15 protein-coding genes and 2 tRNA genes are annotated in these 22,829 nt (G+C 60.5%); 10 read left to right on the forward strand and 7 right to left on the reverse strand.

Annotation, left to right across the window (positions count from 1 at the left end):
* Positions 1-138: 138 nt before the first annotated feature.
* Both FGZ14_RS17680 and FGZ14_RS17685 read right to left on the reverse strand, forming a co-directional pair.
* A complete protein-coding gene (locus FGZ14_RS17680) occupies positions 139-2,808 on the reverse strand; it encodes a T9SS-dependent M36 family metallopeptidase (RefSeq protein ID WP_139925515.1) in 2,670 nt (889 codons plus the stop codon).
* A gap of 158 nt (positions 2,809-2,966) precedes the next feature.
* On the reverse strand, positions 2,967-3,509 hold the full coding sequence (locus FGZ14_RS17685; protein ID WP_139925516.1) for an RNA methyltransferase: 543 nt from the start codon (positions 3,507-3,509) through the stop codon (positions 2,967-2,969).
* A 214-nt stretch (positions 3,510-3,723) separates the two neighbouring features.
* On the opposite strand from FGZ14_RS17685, the gene mutS reads away from it, so the two are divergent.
* The 8 genes from mutS (at position 3,724) to FGZ14_RS17725 (ending at position 11,201) form a co-directional block, all read left to right on the forward strand.
* Positions 3,724-6,483 carry a DNA mismatch repair protein MutS gene (mutS, locus tag FGZ14_RS17690; RefSeq protein ID WP_139926156.1) on the forward strand — a complete coding sequence of 920 codons (2,760 nt, stop codon included), beginning with the start codon at positions 3,724-3,726 and terminating at the stop codon, positions 6,481-6,483.
* A gap of 261 nt (positions 6,484-6,744) precedes the next feature.
* Positions 6,745-6,820, forward strand: a tRNA-Gly gene (locus tag FGZ14_RS17695).
* A gap of 272 nt (positions 6,821-7,092) precedes the next feature.
* Positions 7,093-7,175 (forward strand) — tRNA-Leu (locus tag FGZ14_RS17700).
* 289 nt (positions 7,176-7,464) lie between these two features.
* On the forward strand, positions 7,465-7,782 hold the full coding sequence (locus FGZ14_RS17705; RefSeq protein WP_257883267.1) for a helix-turn-helix transcriptional regulator: 318 nt from the start codon (positions 7,465-7,467) through the stop codon (positions 7,780-7,782).
* Between the two features lie 67 nt (positions 7,783-7,849).
* Entirely contained in the window at positions 7,850-8,668 is an 819-nt protein-coding gene (locus tag FGZ14_RS17710; protein ID WP_139925517.1) for a sulfite exporter TauE/SafE family protein, read from the forward strand.
* 92 nt (positions 8,669-8,760) lie between these two features.
* A complete protein-coding gene (locus FGZ14_RS17715; RefSeq protein WP_139925518.1) occupies positions 8,761-10,113 on the forward strand; it encodes a rhodanese-like domain-containing protein in 1,353 nt (450 codons plus the stop codon).
* 93 nt (positions 10,114-10,206) lie between these two features.
* Positions 10,207-10,767: a YeeE/YedE family protein gene (locus FGZ14_RS17720; protein ID WP_139925519.1), complete on the forward strand. Its 561-nt coding sequence runs from the start codon at positions 10,207-10,209 to the stop codon at positions 10,765-10,767.
* A 23-nt stretch (positions 10,768-10,790) separates the two neighbouring features.
* The gene (locus FGZ14_RS17725) at positions 10,791-11,201 is read left to right on the forward strand and encodes a DUF6691 family protein (RefSeq protein ID WP_139925520.1); all 411 of its coding nucleotides are present in this window, start codon (positions 10,791-10,793) and stop codon (positions 11,199-11,201) included.
* Between the two features lie 279 nt (positions 11,202-11,480).
* Here the strand turns inward: FGZ14_RS17725 and FGZ14_RS17730 are convergent, their stop codons facing one another.
* Positions 11,481-13,139: an SBBP repeat-containing protein gene (locus FGZ14_RS17730; RefSeq protein WP_139925521.1), complete on the reverse strand. Its 1,659-nt coding sequence runs from the start codon at positions 13,137-13,139 to the stop codon at positions 11,481-11,483.
* 368 nt (positions 13,140-13,507) lie between these two features.
* Here FGZ14_RS17730 and FGZ14_RS17735 point away from each other — a divergent pair, with 368 nt between their 5' ends.
* Positions 13,508-14,491, forward strand: coding sequence for a MoxR family ATPase (locus FGZ14_RS17735; protein ID WP_257883268.1), 984 nt, complete (start codon positions 13,508-13,510; stop codon positions 14,489-14,491).
* A 256-nt stretch (positions 14,492-14,747) separates the two neighbouring features.
* Positions 14,748-15,563 (forward strand): class I SAM-dependent methyltransferase, encoded by an 816-nt coding sequence (locus FGZ14_RS17740; protein ID WP_139925522.1) that lies wholly within the window; start codon positions 14,748-14,750, stop codon positions 15,561-15,563.
* Here FGZ14_RS17740 and FGZ14_RS17745 read toward each other — a convergent pair.
* The 4 genes from FGZ14_RS17745 to FGZ14_RS17760 all read right to left on the reverse strand — a co-directional run bounded on the left by FGZ14_RS17745 (position 15,560) and on the right by FGZ14_RS17760 (position 22,784).
* The gene (locus FGZ14_RS17745) at positions 15,560-16,834 is read right to left on the reverse strand and encodes a lipopolysaccharide biosynthesis protein (protein WP_139925523.1); all 1,275 of its coding nucleotides are present in this window, start codon (positions 16,832-16,834) and stop codon (positions 15,560-15,562) included. The two genes, FGZ14_RS17740 and FGZ14_RS17745, sit on opposite strands and share 4 nt — an antisense overlap.
* A 23-nt stretch (positions 16,835-16,857) precedes the next feature.
* Positions 16,858-18,087, reverse strand: a complete 1,230-nt coding sequence (locus FGZ14_RS17750) for a glycosyltransferase (RefSeq protein WP_139925524.1) — start codon at positions 18,085-18,087, stop codon at positions 16,858-16,860.
* A gap of 120 nt (positions 18,088-18,207) precedes the next feature.
* Complete coding sequence (locus FGZ14_RS17755; protein WP_139925525.1) at positions 18,208-19,857, reverse strand: T9SS type A sorting domain-containing protein; 1,650 nt, start codon at positions 19,855-19,857, stop codon at positions 18,208-18,210.
* A 116-nt stretch (positions 19,858-19,973) separates the two neighbouring features.
* Positions 19,974-22,784, reverse strand: coding sequence for a TonB-dependent receptor (locus FGZ14_RS17760; RefSeq protein WP_139925526.1), 2,811 nt, complete (start codon positions 22,782-22,784; stop codon positions 19,974-19,976).
* Positions 22,785-22,829 lie beyond the last annotated feature (45 nt).

A 22,829-nucleotide genomic window follows, 5' to 3' on the forward strand; every position in this document is an offset into this window, starting at 1 on the left:
CACAATAACCACGAAGAAGGTCAGAATCCTAAAAAAACTGCCCGCCCGGCCTTTTGGGGCCAGACGGGCAGTTTTATGCTAGTCAGTACAGCCAGTTCCGGTGCCGGTTTCTGCCGGCTCCGGAACTGATTGACGGAATTAGTGCTGCACTACCACCTTTTTGGTGATGGTGCCTTCTGAGGTGGTCAGGCGCACTACGTACACGCCGCCCGTGAGGTCAGCCGTGTCAATGTTCACGCCATCCAGCAAGCGGGCCGCTGCCACCTGCTGTACCCGTACCCGCTGGCCCAGAATCGAAACTAGCTCTACCTGTACCGGCGAAGCGCTGCTGATCTGGGTGCGTACCCGTACCTGGCCGTTGGCCGGGTTGGGAGCTACCTCCAGCAGTTTCTCGCTGAGGGCCTGGCGGCTGCTCGTTACGGTAGAAGGCAAGTCGAAGGCGGCCGTCTGGTCGTTGAGCAGGTTCGAGCTGCCCTGCTTGGCGCTGAAGCCCAGGCCGCGGCGGGCAAACACGCGCCAGATAAGGGCCGAGTTGGCGGCCTTGTTATTCAGGGAGTCAGCCTTCAGAATGGCGTTGCGGCCGTCCACGAAGCCCGGGTTGCAGGCCTGCAGCTTCAGGCCGTCCATTACCAGCTGCAGGGCAATGTTGTTGCCGCCGGTAGAGCCGCGCAGGTCGGGGTTGTAGCCGTACTTGTTGATGAGGGCCCAGTTCAGGTCCCAGAGCATAGAGGCCCACACGTAGCCAATAGCATGCTCTGCAGTATAATCACTTCCGTTTACCGTTTTACCCACGTAGGCATAGGTAGAGGGGTTGGTGGTCATGTTGGTGCTGTAGCGGGTGGGGCGGATGCCGGGGCCGCTGATTTCCTGAAGCTTTGCGTAAGTACCAATGCCCCGGGCCATCGACTCCGTATCGGTGGGCTTGGACGTCATCCAGAGACCGAAGAAGTCGCTCCAGCCTTCACCCATCTGCTCGGCGCTGCGCAGGCAGTTCGGGGCCGAGGCGCCACCCGTCAGGCGGGTAGAGATGCCGTGGCCGTATTCGTGGGCAATAATACCGTTGTCGAAGTCACCGTCGCGGTAGTTAGTGATGCCGCTGGCCGAGAAGGTAACAGCCGTGCCCGCCTGCAGGGCGGTTTTCAGCTTATTGCCATCGGCCTGGGAAATCATAACACCCGGAATCCGGATGCCTACCGTATCGGCAGTGCCACCAAAGGAAACGGCGCCCTGAGTGGCGTTGTTGTTGATGATAACCACCATGCGGGCGCCAGCGGCCTGGGCCTGCTGCACTTTCACGGCAAAGATGCAGTCGCCGCGGTCAACCAGGGCGATGTTGCCTTTCACGGCATCAGCGTTGGTGTAGGTAGCGCAGCCAAACGTAGGCGTAGCAGTACCGTCGTTTACCAGCACCAGATTGCCGGTGATGGGGCCGCTCCGGGACAGGCGACGCGTAAATACACCTTCGGCGGCGGCAATAGGTCCGGCCAGGGTGGCCGGGGCCGTAACACTGGCCGTGGTAATGTTCTGGTCCCACAGATACATCTGCATCCGGGGGTTGCGGCCTTCGGCGGGGGTAGAGAAGTTGGCGTTATTCAGGCTAACCGAGTTGGCGATGAAGGCGTCCTGCGCTTCAGCAAATACGGCGTCGCCGCCCCGGCCCTGGCCGGAGTAGTTAGTGGCCTGGAAGTTACCACTGGCCTCGTTGAAGCCTTTGCGGGCCATCACGTCGTGCATCATGTTGTTCCAGTAGAACAGGTTGATGATGGCCGCGTCGAGGTTGGCGTTGGGAACAGCCGTAACAGCGTTGTTGAAAGGGGCGTCGAAGATTTGGTTGGGCCCGCCTTTTGGGGCGTAGCCCCCGCGCCACAGCTCAGTAGTGGAGTTGTTGCGGTTGTTGCGGTCTTCGTAGGCGTACACGTTGTTGCCGGCCGTGCGCAGGGAGTCGGCGCCGGGCTTCCCGTCCACATCATGCCAGCCGTAGGGCGAAACCGCCGGGTCGGCCGGGTCGGTTACTACTTCCCGGGCGCCGTGGTTGGGGCTTTCCACCGTAATGGGCCACACATTGTAGCTGTTGCCAGCCGTGGGGCGAGCAGCCGGGGCCGGCGAGGGGGTAGAAACCAGAGCCATAGGCTCGGTGAGCGGAGCCAGGCTGAACGGCTCGTTAATCACCAGGTCTTGCTGGTCCAGCAGGGCACCCGTGGAGGCATCTACGCGCACGCTCCAGTAGTTGCGGGCGTGCTTGGGGTAAATGGTTACGTCCCATACCAGGCGCAACTCGCCGGTAGGCATGGGCAGGTACATCAGCTTCACCGGAATGGTTTCCAGGGAAATGCCACCCGTTGAGAATTCCAGACCGGCGGCGGGGGTACCTGCTTTTTCAATCTGCAGCCCTTGAGGAGCCGGCAGGCTAAGCGCCCGGGCCGCCGCCGATACGGCCTGCTCCGCCGTGAGGGCGGGCGTGGCCGGGCGGGCCTGGGCGGCCGTGTTGGCGATAAAGCTGCTGTGCAGGGTAGCTACCTTGCCGGTAGCATTCAGGTGCACGTCGGCTACGGCGTTGTAAATTTCTACCCCTTGGTGGCGCTGCCGAAAATATACGTGCGTAATGCCGTTATGCTCATCGGTGAAGGAGTTGGTTACCACCGGGTCCGCCACGTCAGTCGTTTTCAGACCAAGAGCGGAAGTACGTGCTTTCAGGGCATTGCGGGCTTGGTCAAGCAGCACCGATGACTGTGCTGCCGCCAGGCCCGGTACGGCCAGAAGCGCGGCCGCGGCCAATGCCCGTGCTGAAGGAGTAAAGGTTGACTTCATCAAGAAGGGGTAGAGAGGTAAGTGAATGTGTAAGCAGAAGGAACGGGCCACCTGAGTAGGTGGCCCGTTCAAATCTACACAACAAAATGCTTATTTCACGCGAGTGTTTTTAAGTAAATGCCAAGCTTTATTGACAGGCTCGCATTTACCGGGCCTGGTTACTGTGTAGTTGTCCAGCCTAACTTGCTGATAAAGTCCCACAGAACTACCCCGGCGGCCACGCTTACATTCAGGCTGTGCTTGGTGCCAAACTGCGGAATTTCCACGGCCGCGTCGCAGAGGGCCAGCACCTCGTCGTCCACTCCAAACACCTCGTTGCCCATCACCAGCGCGTAGGGCCGGCCGGTTTCGGGCCGGAAGGAGGGTAGGGGCTGGCTGTCAGTGGTCTGCTCCACGGCCACCACCACGTAGCCCGCCGCTTTCAGCTGCTCAATAGCGGCCGTGGTAGTAGGCGCGTACTCCCACGTTACCGACTCGGTGGAACCTAGGGCCGTCTTGGTGATTTCGCGCTGGGGCGGGCGCCCGGTGATGCCGCAAAGCCAGATTTTTTCTACGGCGAAGGCGTCGGCGGTGCGGAAGGCCGCCCCCACATTGTGCAGGCTCCGCACGTTGTCGAGCACTAGGGTGAGGGGGAATTTTCGCGTATTTTTGAAGTCTGCCACCGTCAGCCGGTTCAGCTCTTCCATGGAGAGTTTGCGCATGGCCGCAAAGGTAGGAACGCCCGGCCGGGTGTTGGTGGTTGAGGTTGCTGCCGGCCCCTGGCGTAATGCTCCGGCCGTGCGCCCCACCTGACCAAATCAGTGCCCTAACGCGGCCCCCGCCGCTCCCACGATTCGCGAAGCTGAAGCTTCGCGCTACATTCCGCTTCCGCTAGTGAAAACTGCTACCCCCAAGCCCGACAAGAAACCCATCCGCATGCACGGCTCCCTGGGCCCCGCCCCCGTAGTCGATACGCCGCTGATGAAGCAGTACTACCAGCTCAAGCAGGCTCACCCCGGTGCGGTGCTCCTGTTCCGGGTGGGCGACTTCTACGAAACCTTCGGCGAGGATGCCGTCACGGCCTCCCGCATTCTGGATATTACCCTGACCAAGCGTGGGGCCGGCACGGCCTCCGAAACCCCGCTGGCGGGCTTCCCCCACCACGCCCTCGATAATTACCTGCCCAAGCTGGTGCGGGCCGGGCAGCGCGTGGCCATCTGCGACCAGCTCGAAGACCCCAAACAGGCCAAAGGTCTCGTTAAGCGCGGCATCACGGAGCTGGTGACGCCTGGCGTGAGCCTCCACGACAACGTGCTGGAGCGCAAAAGCAACAACTACCTCTGCGCCGTGCATTTCGGCAAGCAGGAGGCCGGCATTTCGTTTCTGGACATTAGTACCGGCGAGTTTCTGGTGGCCCAGGGCACCGTGGACTACCTGGGCAAGCTACTCCAGAACTTCCAGCCCGCCGAGGTGCTGTTCTGCAAGAAAAGCCGCCGCGAGTTTGAGGAGCATTTTGGCCCCGATTTCTGCCACTACGCCCTCGATGAGTGGGTCTTCGGCTTCGACTACGGTCACGACACACTCACGCGCCACTTCAACACGACCTCCCTCAAGGGCTTCGGCATTGATGGGCTGCGCGAGGGCATCACGGCGGCGGGCTGTATTCTGCACTACCTCGCCGAAACCAAGCACACCGATGTGGGCCACATCGGCAGCATCGGGCGGCTGGAGGAAGATAAATACGTGTGGCTCGACCGGTTCACCGTCCGCAACCTGGAGCTGGTGCAGCCCCAGCACCCCGGCGGCGTGCCCCTTATTGATATTCTCGATCAGACCGTAACGCCCATGGGGGCGCGCCTGCTGCGCAAATGGGTAGTGCTGCCGCTGAAAGAGCCCGCCCAGATTCAGCGCCGCCTTGACACGGTAGATGCCCTGCTGCAAACCCCCGAGCTGCTGGAAAACCTGCTCCAGCACCTGCGCCAGATCAACGACCTGGAGCGCCTGATTTCCAAGGTGGCCGTGCGCCGCATCAACCCCCGCGAGCTGCTGCAGCTGGCCCGCGCCCTGGAGGCCATTGGCCCCATTCGGGAGCAGTTGGCCGCCTCGGGCATCCGGGCCCTACAGAAGCTAGCCGACCAGCTTAACCCCTGCGCCGCTCTGCGCGAGGAAATCCGGGCGAAAGTCAAGGAAGACGCGCCCATCCTGACCAACCAGGGCGGGGTGCTCAACGATGGGGTAGATAAGGAGCTAGATGAGCTGCGCCAAATGGCCTTCTCGGGTAAAGACTACCTGTTTCAGCTTCAGCAGCGCGCCATTCAGGAAACCGGCATTGGCTCCTTGAAGGTGGCCTATAACAAGGTGTTCGGCTACTATCTGGAGGTGACGAATGCCCACAAGGACAAGGTGCCCGCCTCCTGGATTCGGAAACAGACTCTGGTGAATGCCGAGCGCTACATCACGGAGGAGCTGAAAACCTACGAGGAAAAGATTTTGCACGCCGAGGAGCGTTTGTTCGTCATTGAGCAGAACATCTACAACGACCTGGTGCTGTTTGCCGCCGAGTATGTGGCCCAGATACAGCAGAACGCTCGCGCCATTGGCGTGGCCGACTGCCTGGCCTCTTTCGCCGCTACGGCCCGCCAGCACCGCTACGTGAAGCCCGTGGTAGATGACTCCACGACCCTCGACATCACGGCCGGCCGCCACCCCGTAATTGAGCGCCAGCTACCCCCCGGCGAGCAGTACATCCCCAACGACATCCGCTTGGACCAGGAGGATCAGCAGATTGTGGTGATTACGGGGCCGAATATGGCCGGCAAATCAGCCCTGCTGCGCCAGACGGCCCTGATTGTGCTGCTGGCTCAGATTGGCTCCTTCGTGCCCGCTGAGGCGGCCCACGTGGGCGTCATCGACAAGATTTTCACCCGCGTAGGCGCCTCCGACAATCTGAGCAAGGGCGAAAGCACCTTCATGGTAGAGATGACCGAAACAGCCTCTATTCTGAACAATCTCTCGGATAGAAGCCTGGTTTTAATGGATGAAATCGGGCGGGGCACCAGCACCTACGACGGCATCAGTATTGCCTGGGCCATCGTGGAGCATCTACACAACTCACCGAAGTTCAAGGCCAAAACCCTGTTTGCTACCCACTACCACGAGCTCAACCAGCTAGCCGACGACTGCCCACGGGTGCGCAACTACAATGTGGCCGTAAAGGAGGCCGATGGCCGCATCCTGTTTTTGCGCAAGCTGCGCGAAGGAGGTTCCGAACACTCCTTCGGTATTCACGTGGCCCGCATGGCCGGCATGCCCACCTCCGTGGTGCTGCGCGCCAACGAAATCATGCACCACTTAGAGCAGGAGCGCACTTCCACCGGCGTGGAAACCGATGTGCCCACCGAGTTCGATGAAGTGCTGGCTGGCCTGGATGAGCAGCCGACTGGGGGCAAAGTAGTGCCGCTGAACGGCGTACTACCGGCTTCAGCCGAGGCAACTCGGCGTGGCCCTAAAGCCCAGCCGGCCGCATCCGTGCACAACGCCCCGCGCCCCAGCCTGCAGTTGAGCATGTTCGAGCCCGCCGATCCGGCGCTGGAACGCATCCGGGAGCTACTGGAGAAGCTGGACGTGAATACGCTCACGCCCATTGAAGCCCTGCTCAAGCTCAACGAGCTCAAGCTGACGATGACTTCTCGCTAAAGCCTGCACCGGTGTTAAAAATGCTACCCCCACTGCCTTTATGAAGGTAGTGAGGGTAGCATTTTTATTTCCAGCCGCTCCGGATAGAGGGACAGAGACGCAAAAACAGACTTTTTAGGTGAAATTTTTCTGCCTGAAAATCAGGAAAAAAGCTTTGGCGGGGAGAAAAAGTGTAGGTTTTTTTGAGGCCACCTCTTGACTTCAGGATTTCCTGTACTACCTTTGTCACATCAAAACGCCACTACGGCGCCAAGATCAAAAGCGAGAGTAGCTCAGTTGGTAGAGCGCGACCTTGCCAAGGTCGAGGTCGCGAGTTCGAACCTCGTCTCCCGCTCCAAAAAAGACCCTGCTAAACGGCAGGGTCTTTTGCTTTATAGCAAGTTCTCCGCAAATCAACTGCTTGGTTAGGCCTGCTCTTCGCAAGCATTCCATCACGGATGAGGACTTTCGCCAGCGAATGGCTTGAGAGAATAGCGTGGAAGGGTGATCCTACTGGAGCTGCACTATATAAATGGGCAAGATAGTGACCATCGTTTGAAAAATTTGCAGTTACTTTGCCCCAATTGTCACGCGCAGACCACATGCTACCGGGGCAATAATCAAACTAAAGCCAGAGTGGTGTAATGGTAGCCACGAGGGACTTAAAATCCCTTGTCTTCACGGACGTACGGGTTCGAGTCCCGTCTCTGGTACAATTACTTACAACCGGAAGACCCGGAAAACGCCTTCTCAAGTAGCAGAAGGGGTTTTCCGGGTTTTTTGCGTTCAGGGCAATCGGTACTCTGCAACGCGAAATGTGGACTGTGCAATGGGAGTCACGCGCCCTCTTACGCCCCTTTCGGATGAGCGCACAATCCGTACTGCATCGCACCAGGACATAACAGCGCGGGCCGTTGCTCTAGCCTGGTGCCAGGAAGAGAGGAACCCAAAATCCCATTCATTTGTATGTATGAACAAATGTTCATACGTTTGCGACATCCTATGAGCCATACGCACACACCCGCCGACCTGAACCTGACCACTGAACGGATGGAGAAGGTGGCATTTATTCTGAAAACGACGGCCCACCCCACGCGCATTGCTATTGTGCAACTGCTGGCTAGTCAGGAAAGCTTGTCGGTGGGCGAAATCAGCGAAACGCTGGGCGTGGAGCAAAGCCTGTTGTCGCACCACCTGACGGGTATGAAGCTCAAGGGCATCCTGTCTAGCTCCCGCGACGGTAAAAACATCCTCTACTCGCTGAAGATGCGCGAAGTAGTGGATGTGATTCAGTGTCTGGCCGCGTGTACTTTTTTGTAGAAAGCGGCCTTTTTTATGAAAACGCATGAATATGTTTTCATAAGTACATTCGTTCATTCGTTCAATCATGCAGCAGGCTTTCGGTTACATGGCCGCCATTTTCATTGGGCTGGCACTGGGCATCATGGGTGGGGGAGGCTCCATTCTTACCGTGCCGGTGCTGGTGTATTTGCTGGGCGTGAGTCCGATGCTAAGCACGGCCTATTCCTTGTTTGTAGTAGGCTCTACCTCGGTGGTAGGAGCTTGGGGTTACTTCCGGCGGGGGCTGGTGTCGCTGAAAACGGCGGTGGTGTTTCTGCTTCCTTCCCTGCTGGCCGTGTTTGTTGTGCGCCGGCTCTTACTGCCCGTTATTCCCCAGCAGTTGTTTACGCTCGGCCACTTCGCTCTGACCAAAGACCTACTGGTGCTCACAGGCTTTGCCGCGCTGATGGTGGTAGCCGCGGCATCCATGATTCGCGGCCGGCCGCAGACCGAAGCCGCACCTGGGGTAGGGCTACCCCCGCCGTCCGCCTTCAACTACCCCCTGATTATGGGCATTGGCCTGGGGGTAGGAACGCTTACTGGCTTAGTAGGGGCCGGGGGCGGCTTTCTGATTATTCCGGCCCTGGTGCTGGGCGCCCGCCTGCCCATGAAGCTGGCCGTGGGCACCTCGCTGGTCATTATTGCCCTGAACTCCCTGATCGGCTTTGGAGGGGACCTAAGTACGGGCATGCCCATTGACTGGGGTTTCCTGCTCGGCTTTCTGGCCTCTGCCGTGGCCGGTATCGTGCTGGGCAGCTGCTTGGCACGCTTTATTTCGGGAGACAGGCTTAAGCCTGCTTTCGGCTGGTTTACGCTGGCTATGGGGGCTTTTATTCTGCTGCGCGAACTGGTGTTTACGCCCTAAGGCGGGCGCCTGCTACCCCTGGGCTTTACGCGGTTTTGCCGCTCCTGCTTTCCGTTTTTTCGCTTTCACATCACCCCCTAACCCCTTTGGTCATGAAAATTGAACAGTTTGAAGACAAGGGTCTGGCTCATTTTTCCTATGCCATCCTTAGCGAATGTGCCCGAGAGGTGGTGCTCATCGACCCGGCCCGCGACCCGCAGCCCTACTATGACTTCGCACGCGCCCACGACGCCCGGATTGTAAGCGTCATCGAAACCCATCCCCACGCCGACTTCGTGAGCAGCCACCTGGAAATTGCTCGGGCAACTGGGGCCATCATTCGGGTGAGTAAACTGTTGGGGGCTGATTACCAGCACGAGACCTTTGACGAAGGCCAGTCCTTTGGGCTGGGCAAGCTTATCTTCCGGGCTTTGAACACGCCCGGGCACTCACCCGATTCCCTGAGCATCGTGCTGAGCCGCGAAGGCCAGGCCGTGGCCGTATTTACCGGTGATACGCTGTTTGTGGGCGATGTAGGGCGGCCAGACCTGCGCGAAAAAGCCGGCAGCCTCACGGCCCCGCGCGAGGAGTTGGCGCGGCAGCTCTACCACTCCCTGCGCAAAAAGCTGCTGACCCTTGGGGATGACGTGCTGGTGTATCCGGCCCACGGGGCGGGTAGCCTGTGCGGCAAGGCCCTGAGCGGGGCGGGTAGCAGCACCATTGGCGCGGAGAAGCGTGGCAACCCCATGCTGCGCGAGCTGAGCGAAACCGATTTTGTGGGGGAGCTGCTGCAGGATCAGCCGTTTATCCCGAAATACTTTGGGCACGACGTAGCTCTCAACAAGGCTGGTGCCCCAGCCTACGCCCCCAGCGTGCAGCAGGTACCGCGCCTGGCACCTCAGGCCCCGCTCGAAGCGGGCGTGCTAGTGGTGGATGCCCGGCCCGAGGCCGCGTTCAAGCGGGGCCACGCGGTGGGGGCCATCAACATTCAGCAGGGTGGCAAGTTTGAAACCTGGCTGGGCTCCATTGTGGGGCCGGAGGAGGCCTTCTACCTGATTGCGGCGGACGAGGCAACACGGGAGAACCTGATCCGGAAGGCAGCTAAAATCGGCTACGAGGCCCAGATAAAGGGTGCCTTGGTGGGCTCGCCTGCCGCGGGCGCTATCCTGCCGACGCTGGACGTGGCGCAGTTCCGGCAGCACTCCGCCCACTATACCATCGTGGACATTCGCAGCGCCGCGGAGCACCGCAATGAGCCACTGTTTGCCGGCTCGCTCAACCTCCCGCTGCCGGAACTGCGGGAGCGGGCCCAGGAGCTCCCGACTGATAAGCCCATTGTGGTGCACTGCGCCGGCGGCTACCGCTCGGCGGCGGGTAGCAGCATGGTAGCCGCGGCGCTGCCGAGGGCACGGGTGCTGGACCTGAGCGAGGCCGTAAAATCGTTTCCGGTGGGGGCCGGGCACTAGCCGGCCGGGTTACCCGGAGGTCGGCCCGGGCAGTAACGCGCCCGGTGGGTGTTTCCGGTTTCTCTTCTGTTTCAAATCTGACCTTCTGCTGTGATGCTTGATTTTCTTAGCCAGCCCTGGCCCTGGTACGTGGCCGGCCCCCTGATTGGGCTGACCGTGCCGGCCCTGCTTCTCATCGGCAACAAAGCCCTGGGCATCAGCTCAGCGCTGCGCCACGTGTGCGCGGCCTGCGTGCCCGCCGGTCTGCCCTTCCTGACCTACAACTGGCGCGCCGAGGCTTGGAACCTGTTTTTCGTGCTGGGTATTGGCTTGGGCGGCTTTATCGGCTACCAGGTGCTGGGCCACCCCGATACGGTAGCCATTTCCCCGGAAACGGTGCGCGACCTGCAGGCGCAGCTGCACCTGACTGATTTCTCGGGCCTGCTGCCCCGGGAGCTGTTCGCCCTGGAAAACCTGGGTAACTGGAAAGGCTGGGTGTTTCTGGTGTTGGGCGGCTTTCTGGTTGGCTTCGGCACGCGCTACGCGGGCGGCTGCACCTCGGGCCATGCCATTTCGGGCCTTTCTAACCTGCAGTGGGTGTCCTTGGTGGCCGTTATCGGCTTTTTCGTGGGAGGACTGCTTATGACCTGGGTGGTGTATCCGGCGCTGTTCTAACCCTGCTGACCTTTGTTCATCCTATGAAAAACCTGCAATACCTGGGCATGGGTGTGCTGTTCGGCATCATTCTCACCAAAAGCGAAGTAGTGAGCTGGTGGCGCATCCAGGAAATGTTCCGCTTCCAAAGCTTTCATATGTACGGCGTCATCGGTTCGGCTATTCTGGTTGGGCTGGTTTCCATTCAACTCATCAAGCGAATCGGCCTGAAAACCATCAGTGGGGAGCCCATCGTGCTAGCCGATAAGTCGTACTACCACGGCACCTGGATTGGCGGCATCCTCTTTGGCCTGGGCTGGGCCCTGACCGGCGCCTGCCCCGGCCCTATGTTTGCGCAGTTGGGCAGCGGGGTAGCCGGGGCCGCCGTGCTGATTCTTGCCGCCCTGGCCGGCACCTGGACCTACAGCGCCCTGCGCGACAAACTACCTCACTAACACCCGTTGGGGCGGGAGTGATATTCCTCCTTGTGCTGCTCCGCTGGGGCTTTGGCCGTGAGGACGCGCTACAAAGCTCAACCCACCCAAAGCAAAGCGGTATCTGACAAAGAGGGGCTACCTCACATACTAGTTAAGCTATCAAAAGAAAGCAGCCTTGTGTGCCGTGTAAATGGCGGATAAGCAGTTGATTGGCTTGAGAAGCGGTAGGCGCTACCATCATTCTGAAAAAAGCCCTTCGGCAGATGGCCGAAGGGCTTTTTGTGCGGTTGCCTCTGCTTATTGCACTTCAACTCCCTGCGTGTAGGTAGTACCATCGGGAGTGAACAGCTTGAGGGTATAGATGCCTGGCAACAAAGAAGAGCAGTCGAAGGTGGCCTGCACCTGGGTGGCACCGGTAGCAAACAGAGGCTGGGTAAGAACCGGGGAGCCCAAAGAGTTATACAGCAGTGCTTTGCCCGTAGTGAGCATCCCGGGCTTGGACCACAAGAGCAACGCCGTCAGGCGGCCTTGGGTGGGATTGGGATACACCTGGAAGGTCGGCCGAACAGGGCCTGTGCCTTGCATGCCCGGTGGCGGAACAGACAGACGGGCCACAAAGCCATCGGTACGCGCTCCGGTTTGGAGGGTAGTGCGGCCGAAGGATGCCGTGCCGCTGAGGGTGCCCGCCACGTAAAGTTTCCCTGCCTGATCCTGGGCAATGCTGCTGGCGGTGCAACTGCCGCTGGTACCCAGCATTTCGGTGTGGTACACGCTACCATCGGGTTGCAGGCAGTGCAGCAGGGTAGTGGGCTGGTAGTCGGCATTCAGGCGCCGCCCAACCAAGGTACTGAAACCGGCGGGGGTAGTAGTCAGGCAGGTGTTATACTCCGGGGCGCTGGTGCCCACCGACTGTACCCACTGCAGGGCACCGGTACGGGTGTAGCGGGCCAGAAACTGATCTGAGCTGCCGGAGCTGGTAAGCTGCTGGCTGCCGAAGACCACCGTGCCGGAGTAGTTGCCCGCCGCGTAGATGTTGCCTTGCGCGTCAGTGGCCAGCGAGCTGATATATACCGCCTTATTGGCTCCGGGGCCGCTGCCTTGCCTGAGCCACTGCAAGCCGCCGGATGCGGCCTGAAAGCTGGCCAGATATGCATCGGCCCCGCTGGTCGTCAGGGTCTGGCCCTCCAGGGTCAGGTCGTTGTTAAAGAAGCCGCCTACCAGGCAGTTCCCTCTGCCATCGAGCGTTACATCGGCCCCGCTGGCTCCATAGCTGGAGTAGTTGGACGATACCTTAGCCCAGGCCACCGCGCCGGTAGGGGTGTAGCGGGCCACGTACATTACCCGGCGGCTGCCGCCTACTACCTGAGAGCCAAACCGAATGCCCCCGTAGTCGGCCTGGCCGGTAACGTAGCTGTTGCCGGCGGCGTCGGTGGCAATGGCGTACCCGTAGCAGCTAAACTGCGGAATACCGAAGCGCTCCACCCATTGCACCTGCCCAGCGGGGTCAAACTTCGCCACCAGCGCCGTGGTAAACCCCTCGCTGAAGCTGCTGACCGTACGAGCGTTGCCATAGGATAAGGTGCCGGAGAAATTACCCACGACGTACGCATTGCCCGCCGCATCAAGGGCTACATCGGCCCCGCCGGCCTCAGAGGGGTAGGGGGCAGGCGTTCCGGAGGCTTGCCCAAGCTGGCTGGCCCACATCACCTTGCCCGTAGAGGAGTATTTAACCAGAAATAAATCGGTGTTGCCGCGGCTGGAAAGGTTGTGGCCTTCAAGCTGGAGGGTGCCCTGGAAAGAGCCGGTAACGTAGCTGTTGCCCGCCGGATCGGTGGTTACGCTTTTGGCCGTAACGGCCGCCGCGGAGCTGGTAAGCTGGTTTACCCAGTGCCAGCCCGGTTGGGCACTGGCGCCATAGCTGCCGAACAGCAGCACCAATAGAAGAAGTGTTTTCATGCTACAGCAGGAAAAAAGGGTGGGAAGGAAGGCACAGCCGCAGGCAAGCGCCTGGGCCAGGTAGGTGCGGGGGCAGAAGCGCGGCAACAGGGCCCGAAGGCTACGTCGGCTCAGCGAAAGGAAGAGAATAGAACAGCCCGGAAACGCGGGACAACAACACAGATCATCAACAGCTTCAGGTACTGAATATACCTAATTTATTTAGAATGAGTTATAGTTATTATGTGTTTTGTTATAAATAAATACGTGCACCACGTTGCCCATCGGAGTTATCATGAGGAAAACAGATGTCCGGTCGCATAGCCGGTGGTAGCGGTACTGGGTCGGTTTCTCTACCTTTAAGCTTCTTAGACCTGTTTTGCTCCTGTATGATGCCTCCGCAACCCGCTTCGGTGCCCGACTACCAGCAGAAAATCAAGCAAGTCTTTGCCGAGGTGGGCAAAGTGGTGGTGGGCCAGCACTACATGCTGAACCGGTTGCTGATTGGCCTCTTTACCGGCGGACATATTTTGCTGGAAGGGGTGCCGGGCCTAGCCAAAACTCTCACTATTAGTACCTTGTCGAAGGTGCTGCACCTGCACTTTCAGCGCGTACAGTTCACCCCCGACCTGCTGCCCTCCGACCTGGTAGGCACCATGATTTACAATCAGAATCAGTCGGAGTTTGAGGTGAAAAAGGGCCCCATTTTCGCCAACCTGGTTTTGGCCGATGAAGTGAACCGCTCCCCGGCTAAAGTGCAGAGCGCCCTGCTGGAAGCCATGCAGGAAAAGCAGGTCACTATCGGCGAAACCACGTACCCGCTGGATCTGCCGTTTCTGGTGCTGGCCACGCAAAACCCGGTGGAGCAGGAAGGTACCTACCCCCTGCCCGAAGCCCAAGTGGACCGCTTCATGATGAAGGTGTACGTGGACTACCTCAAGAAAACCGATGAGCTGGAAGTGATGCGCCGCATGGCTAACATGAGCTATGTAGGCGAGGTAAGCCCAGTGCTGACCAAGGAAGATATCTTCGGTATCCGGCAGCAGATCAATCAGGTGCAGATTTCCGAAACGCTGGAGAAGTACATTATTGAGCTGGTGTTTGCCACCCGCAAGCCTGCCGAGTATGATCTGGCGGAGTTTCAGCAGTACGTGCAGTTTGGCGTAAGCCCCCGCGCTAGCATTGCCCTGCACCGCGCGGCCAAGGCCGTAGCCTTCCTGGATGAGCGCGACTACGTGCTGCCCGAAGACATAAAGGAGGTAGCCACCGATGTGCTCAACCACCGCATCCTGCTCAACTACGAGGCCGAAGCTGACGGCATCCGGACCCAGGACCTGATTGAGGCCATCCTGCGCAAAGTCCCGATTAGTTAAGGGTAGGAGGGTATGGGGGTAGGAGTCTAGGAGGGGTTTCGGGGAGATGAGGTGGTGACTAAATACGTGTTGGGGTGAACTGCGCCGAGCCACTCATCTGCTCAAAATTTCACTGGCCCGGCTCAGGGATCATCCCCTTGCTCTTATCATCCCCGAACTTCTCACTTCTTTATCATTAAAACCTGCATAACCCCACACCCCCTGTACCCTCCAAACCCCTCCTAAACTCCTACCCCCATACCCTCCTACCCTTCCGTTGTCCCGACTTACTAAAACCCTTCGCGGGTTGGGCAGCCTGCTGCGCAACCCCTGGCTTCTGAATCATGTGCTGGCTGCCGATGAAAGCGGCTGGCAGGCCCGGGCGTTGCGCCACGGTGCTCGTTGGCAGGTAACGGCCACCGGCCTGCCGGTAGTAGGCCTGCCCCAACTGCTGCCCTCGGAAGGCGAAACGGTTCGTCCGTTTGCCTTCCGCGACGGGGGCTCGCTGCCTACCGATCTGGCCCTGCTTCGGGCGCTGGTGCGCCGCAGCGCGGGTCGTCGCTACTTTGAAATCGGGACCTGGCGGGGCGAAAGCGCCGCCAATGTGGCGGAAGTAGCCGCCGAGGTAGTGACTCTCAACCTCTCGGCCGCCGAGCTGCAGGCCCTGGGGCTACCGGCCCGCTATCAGGAGCTGCACGGGTTTTTCTCGCGGCCCCTGCCTAACGTGCGCCATCTGTACGGCAACTCCGCTACCTACGAGTATGATCCCCTGGGACCTTTTGATGTTGTTTTCATTGATGGGGACCACCGCTACGAGGCCGTGCGAACCGACACCCGCCGCGTGTTTGACCATTTGGTAGGGCCTGAAACCATAGTGGTATGGCACGATGCCAGCCGCCAGCCCGGGCAACCGCGCTGGGAGGTGTTAGCCGGTATTCTGGATGGGTTGCCGGCTGCGGCCCCCGGTCAGCTCGTGCAGGTTGGCAATACTCTCTGCGCCCTGTACTCGCCTACCCCCCTGCCCACGCACCAACCCGATCCCTGGGCCGATCCAGCGCCGTGGTTTGAGGTAAGCGTGAAAGCAGCCGGTTAACCCAGGCGCTGGCGCAGCAGCTGCCAACAGTATCCGGCATCGGCTGGCCGCGGAAGCAGTAGGGCTGAAGGGGGCGTGCCTGTAGCCCGGCGGAAATGGTGCAGCAAAAAGATGGTGGATGCCCCATACGAAAGCGTAGCCGCTCCCGCTGCCCCTAGAATACCGAAATACGGAATCAGCAGGGCGCATGCCAGCAGCGTTACGCCCAGCCCCACCACCGAGGCCAGGTTATTGATGCGGTAGTGGGCCAGGCCGGCAAAGTAACTGCTCACCAGCATCTGTACTGCCATCAGAACCGCGCCGGGAGCCAGCAACACCATCACCGGCCGGGCCGCCCCAAACTCCGCCCCGAACACGGTCGTGAGCAGGGCTGTGGGCAATATGATAAGCGTGCCGAGGGCCGCAGCCGTACCCAGCACCGTGAGCCGGGCCACCCGCAGCGCCGAGGGGGGGAGGGGGGCGGCCGAGCCAGCGTGCACTAAGTCCACGTACTGGATCAGGGCCGTACTGCGCGGAATCAGCCACACGGCTTCCACCAACGCCACGCCTACTGACAGGATGCCCACGGCCCGGATATCTGCGTAATGCGCCACAAAGTAGTAGCCAAGGCGGTAGTTGGCAAAGGCCAGAATATTGGAGAAATGAGCGCCTCGGCTATGGCGGGCCAACTCGCGGGTGGTAGCCCGGAGGCGCCGGCCCAGGCGTCGGCGCCGGTCGGGCTGCCGGAGCAAAGGCAGAAAGCTTAGCAGCAGCGGGAGCCCGAAAGCCAGGTAGGAAGCCCAGTAGTAGGAGCGCACCGACAGCCATTGCCCGCCGGCCCCAAACGCCAGGACCAGGCCGCCGGCCAGTAGCGTTACCTGGCTTAGAGTGAGCAGGTTGTAGGCGGACTCGCGGCGCCGGCCCAGCACCAGGGCCGTATTAATGGAGAAGAAAGCCTGCAGCACGCTCAGGCCCGCCAGGTGCAGTAGGTACTCGGGGCCGGGCTGGCGAAACAGGGCCACCAGCGCCGTGCCCCCTAGGCAGACGGCCACCGCCCAGGCATAGGCCGGAAGCAGCAGGTGCCAGAGGTTGCGGCGCGGAGCTAGGTAAATCAGCGAAGAGCCTCCCAGCAGCCCAATAAACAGCAGCAGCGCCGCGCAATCCGTTACGAACAAGCTCACGGCGCCCCGCCCCGCGGCCCCCAGGTAGCGCGCCGTCAGCCAGACGATGCCGAAGCTGAGCAAAGCCGTACCCAGGCGGGTAGCAAAGTTTTGAATAATGCGACGAAGCATTCAACGCAGCGGTTAAGGAGCCGCTAAGATGCACTGCTTTCGCCCGAATTCGGGCCGGCGCCAGCCAGCAGGATAGTATATAGTTGGTAAAACGCCTGACCTACGAGGAGGTAGCTGCACCGGCTTACGGCATCGGTGCGCAGCTGCTCGGCCTCAAAGCGTACGGTTTGTTGCAGCACGGCGGTAAGGGATTCGGCCAGGGCGCCCTCATCATCGGGGGGCACCAGGAGCCCAAACCGGCCCGGAGGCTGAAACAGCTCGGGCACGCCGCCGGTAGCCGGGCCCACTGCCGGGCAGCCCGTAGCGCGGGCTTCCAGCAGCACGCAGCCAAACGTTTCGGCCCTGCTGAAGGACACCAATGCTGATGCGCGCTGCATTTCGGCGGCTACGACCGGGTGCGCCAGCTTGCCCAGAAACGTCACCGTACCCTCGGAGAGCAGGCCCAGCTCAGCCGCTTGCCTGCGCAGCAAAGGTTCATCGGGACCGTAGCCAGCCAGACGCAGGCGCAGGTGGGGGTAGTGAGGGCGCAGGCGGGCTACTACCCGCAGAATGCCGCTGATGTTCTTCACCGAATCATGAAACGCCGAAACTACCAGCAGTTGCCCGGCCACGCGGGGGGTAGGGGCGGGCCGGAACAGGTCGGTATCTACCACATTGGCAATAACGGCGCTGCGTTGGTTACGGAAGCCCAGGCCGCGCATGGCGTCCCGCAGGCTTTCTGACACCGTGTGCAGGGCCGCTGCCCGGCCTACCACCCACCGGGTTAGGAGCCGGCGCAACCAGCCGATGTGCCCGGCCCGCGCGGGTAGGTAAAGCGTCCAGTGCTCTGTAATGAGGTAGGGAATGCCCTGGCACCACCGCTGCCACCACGCCCATAGTCCTGTGCGCAACAGCACATGCACATGCACCAGGTCGGGTGGGGCGCCCCAGTGGCGCAGTAGGCGGCGGTAGCCCCGGCTGAGACACCAGAAATACAGCCCCAGCTTCAGCAGCTTATCCAGCGGCCCGATACCCGTAAGTCGTTGCCGGTAGTAGTAACGCAGCGTCGGGACTGGTCCCGCGAAGTCTTTCTCCCATTCTACCACCCGGGCTAAGGGTCCGCGCGCCACGGTGGCCAGCAGCACAGCAGTTTCCACTTCAGGAGCCGTAGCCTGAGCAATGGCCGCTACGTGCCGCGCTACAAAGTCGCCATCCTGGTCGTCGTAGCGGTGAGGGTACCACTTGGGCAGGTGCAGAACGCGGAGCTTGGGCATGCGTGCAAGTTAGAAGGTGACCGGCAGAACCAGGAGGCCCCTGCCTGCCGCCTCAAAAAAAGAGCCGGCCACCCGAAGGCAGCCGGCTCATAACCGGATAGAAGGGTAACGATAAAGTGCTTATCTGGCTACCACGAAGCGTACCGATTGGCTGGTTTCGTTGGTGGTAACGGTGGCCACGTACACGCCGGCCCGCAGGTTGGTGGGCAGGGCTACCTGCTGCAGCCCGGCAGCCAGCTTGCCATCCGTCAGCACAGCGGCTACCTGCCGGCCCGTCAGGTCCAGCACGCGTACCGTGGCCGTGCCGCCACGCTTCAGCTCAAAGCGCAGCTTGGTTTCGCCGGCCGCTGGGTTGGGGGTTACGGCCAGCTGCTGGAGCTGGTCGGAGGAAGTACGGGCCGCCAGGGTCAGGCCCGCCACGTTATAGCAGGTTGAGTTGGGGTTGAAGTTGGTCCAGCCGGCCGCCCAGTTGGCAGTGCCAGCTGGCCCGAAAGCGCCCTTGTACGCTACATTGTCAAAAAAGTCACCGCTGAGCTTGGCATCGGTAAACGCGGCGCCCGTTACCAGGGGCGAGGTAGCCGGCAGGGTAAAATCGGGCGTGCCGTTGGGGGTGCCGTTCTGGTTCAGAGCCTTGAAGTTGTCGGCGTTCAGGTTCAGGGCCGAGGCCGCCGTCAGGGTAGTGTTGGCGTTGGCGGCGTTTTCCCAGAAGCCCTGCACGTTGTAGGTGCCGCCCGACTGCTGCGAGTACGGCGTGCTGATGCCCGCCAATACGTTATTTTTCAGTACCAGGGCACCGCTGGTGGCGTTGGCCTGGGCGCCGGCGCCGTCAAGCGTCAGCCCTTGGGGCCAACCCGTGAATACCGAGTTGAAGATGGAAATGGCCGTGTTACGGCGCAGGTGCATGGCCCGGGTAAACTGCGTTACGGCCGGTACGTTCTGCAGAAAGGCACTGACGTTGGAGAACACCGGCGCGGTCAGGGGCGTCAGGGCCGAGCCGTTCCCATCGTTGTCCGACTCAAACGCCGTGGAGCCCGATACGTCGGACTGTTGCGGGTCGCGCACGGTTACGGCATACTGCACCTTGCCCGTAAAGCCAAAGTCGGTGTCGAAGTCGTCGTCGGTGGCGGCTACGGCTATCAGGTGCTTGGCGTTTACGGTGCCCCCGAACCACTCGAAGGAGTCGTCGCCGGAGGCGTACACCTGCACGTAGTCGATAATAGTGCCCGAGCCGACCCCGCCCAGGGTCAGACCGTTGATTTCGTTGCCAGTGGTAAGGGCAATGCCTGGAAACTCAATGCGCACGTAGCGCAGAATCCCGGAGTTATCGTTGGGTTGGTTACCCCCAAACGTACGGCCGGGTACCCCCTCAATTACGGGGGTGCCGGGCTGGTTGATGGGGGCGCGGCCCAGAATCACGATGCCGCCCCAGTCGCCGCGGTTACGGCTGCCGGCTGGCTGGTTGGAGGTAAATACAATGGGCTTGTTGGGCAGGCCGTCGGCCAGCAAGCGCGAGCCTTGTTCAATTACCAGCGTCCCCAGGCCCGAGCCCTTGATAATGGTGCCCGGCTGAATGGTTAGCGTAGCGCCGTTGGTCACGTACACCCGGTCAGTGAGCAGGTAGATGTTGTTGCTGGTCCAGGTAACATCGCTGGAAATGGTTTGCGGCACCGTAATCGGGGTAGGGGCGGCGGGGCATACCGTCTGGGCCTGGGTAGCGGTTGGGGCTACCGTAGCCAGCGCCAGCAGCAAAGGGAGTACAAGCTTTTTCATGGTCAGAAAGGGAAGAAAAGGGTAGCACTGATTCGCCCAGCGAAGGTCTGAAACGATAACGCCCACCGGAGTCCGGTGGGCGTTATCGTTTCGTTAGCCTGATGTTACCTTATTGTTTAGAAGTTGTACACCAGCCCCAGCATGGAGTAGTTGCCGCGACGGTAGCTGCCGAAGGAGCCCCGCTCATCCTTCCCGATTTTGCTGTTGCGGTTGAAGTCGTAGAACTGCCGTACGGGCTGGTTGAGCAGGTCCTGCACCCCGGCCTTCAGCTGCAGATGCTGCCCAATGCCTTTGGTTACGGCCAGGTCAATTACGTGGCGCGGCATCTCAATTACAGAGTAGTTCTGGGTCTGGTCGCCGATGAAGGTGAAGCGCTGCCCGATAACGTTGTACTGAGCCGAAATCTGCCACTTGGCCTCGTCGTCCTGGTAGAACAAGCCGGCGTTCACCACGTACGGCGACTGGCCCTGCAGCGGCCGCCCCGACAGCGCAAAGCCGTTGTTCTGGGCCGTGTTGGCCAGGGTCACGCGGCTATAAATCAGGGAGGCGTTCAGAATAAAGGAGAGACGCTGCAAGTACTTGTTTTCCGTAATGTCGAGCAGGCCTTTGCGTACCTCCAGTTCGGCTCCTACGTCGTAGGCTTTGTCGGCATTCTGGTAGGTGCGCCAGAGCTGGCTGCTGGTCTGGTTGTAGGTTACCTGCTCAATGGCGTCGCGGAACGACTTATAAAACACACCCACCGAAATCAGCTCCGAGCGGGAAGGGTAGAACTCGTAGCGCAGGTCGGCGTTGTAAATCGTGGCCGTTTTCAGGCTGGAATCCCCCAGAATAATGGAGTTGGTGGTAAAGTCGTAATACTGATAGGGCGCAATTTCCCGGAACTCGGGCCGGTTGACGCTCACGCTACCGGCCAGGCGCAGCAAGGAGCGCTCCGTGAAGTTATAGGCCGCATTCAACGAAGGCATCGGGATGGTGCGCACTTCCTCGTAGTCGGCGGCACCCTGCAGGCGGCGGCGGTTATACTCTACCCGCACCCCGCCCGAGAGGTTGAACTTGTCGGAAATCGGGGCCACGGCACCCACGTAGCCGGCCACCAGCACGTTGTTGGCCTGGTAGCGGTCCTCGGGGCGCGTGCCTTCATCCACGGTGAAACCGGTAACGGCGTCCAGGTTTTGCGGGGCGAAAATCTGCTCAATCGGCAGGCCCAGCAAGTCCTGGCGGTTAAAGCGCAGCCCCCGGATAAAGGAGAAGTAACGGTTGCGCAGGTCCCGCTCCTTGTACTCGGTATAGAAACCAGCCCGCAGCTTGAACTGGTTGGCACGGGTAGTGTCGCGGCCCGTAAAGCGCCGCTCCCACTGGCCGCTGCCCATGTAGGTGTTTTCCTTGAGAGTCGAAAAGAAGCGGCTGGTTTCCGTGATGTTGCCTTCCGTGGGGATATTCACGCTGAAAGGCTGGTTGAACTCGGTGTTCCGGAAGTTGGTGTAGCGGCTGTAGTCGGGCTCGTCGCGGAACACATAGTTATAGCCACCGGCCCAGGAGAGGGTAGTGTTGCCCTTGCTGCCTACCTCGTGCGTGCCCTGCAGCTGGCCCGAGTAAATAGTGCGGCTCTGGTAATGCAGGGCGTAGTCGTCGCGCTCAAACCCGTCCACGTTCTGGCCGGTGCGGTGCACTACCTCGTCGGTGGCGTACTGGTTCAGGAAGTTGCGGAACTCCAGCCGGTGCTGGCTGCTCAGGCGTACCTGCCAGTTATGAATCAGGCCAATGCGCAGGCTGGTCAGGGCGCGCTCATCGTTGTACTCGTACTGAGCCCGGGGCAGGTTGGTTTGTTCGTCGCGCTCTACCAGGTAGCGGTTGCGCTCAATATCGTACTGCTCGTGGGTGCTGGAGTAGGAAAGGGACGTCACGTTGCTCAGGGTTGCCGAACCGAGGTCAAAGCGGCGGTTCAGGCCCAGGGAAGCGCGCAGGTCGGGGAGGGCCCGCCCTATCTGGGGAAGCCACGTAGTGCTACGGAATGAACGGCTGATGGCCGTAAGCTGGTCACTGGGGGTGGTAGCCCGCTTTACCGGCTCGTCGGGCAGCAGGGCCGATTTCTCCCGTTTGCCGTCATCAAATCCCAGCCAGTCGGTGCTACTACGTTGGCTGGTCATGTAGTCATTGCGGAAGGTAGTGCCATTGCGCACCCACCCCGAAAGGCTCAGGCTGGTAGAGTTGTCCAGCACGCTGTTCTTGGTATATACCTTCACTACGCCGCCGCCAAACTCGCCGGGCAACTCCGGTGCCCCCGACTTAAAAATCAGAACCCGGTCAATCACCGAGCTGGGCAGGATATCAAAGGAAAACGAGCGGGTATCTACCTCCGCCGAGGGCGTGAGGGCGTCGTTCAGCAGCACCGTGTTGTAGCGCTCAGCCAGACCCCGAATCACAATAAAGTTGTTGTTCTGAATTGTCACGCCCGGAATGCGCTTCACCACTTCGGCCGCGTCGCGGTCCAAGCTTTTCACAATCTGGTCGTTGCTCATACCGCTCACCACCACTTCAGCCCGCTTCAGGTCCTGAATCATGGCTACCTCGGTGCCGGTCTGCTTCTGGCCCGTTACCACTACTTCTTTCAGGGCCTGCGCATTATCTTCTAATATGCCGTTGAGGGTGGTGCTCTGGTCGGCCTGAATGCTGATGCCGCTAAAGGTCAGGGTTTTGTAGCCGATGGATTGAATGGTGATGCCGTAGGTGCCCGGCGCCAGCTTCAGGGAATAGGAGCCGTCCAGCTCCACTGGTGCGGCCTGGGTGGTGCCCGTTACCAGCACCGTAGCACCGATGGCACCCTCGCCGGTTTTTTTGTCGGTTACTTTTCCAGTTAAGGTTCCTTGCTGAGCCAGGAGCAAGTGGCTTATTGTCAGGAAGAAAAGCAGTAAAGCTGAGCGCCGCATAGCCAGAGGGTAAAAGGGTTTCGCAAAGCTAGACTGGCCTTGTTA

Origin of the sequence: Hymenobacter sp. DG01, assembly GCF_006352025.1 — a bacterium.
Lineage (GTDB): Bacteria > Bacteroidota > Bacteroidia > Cytophagales > Hymenobacteraceae > Hymenobacter.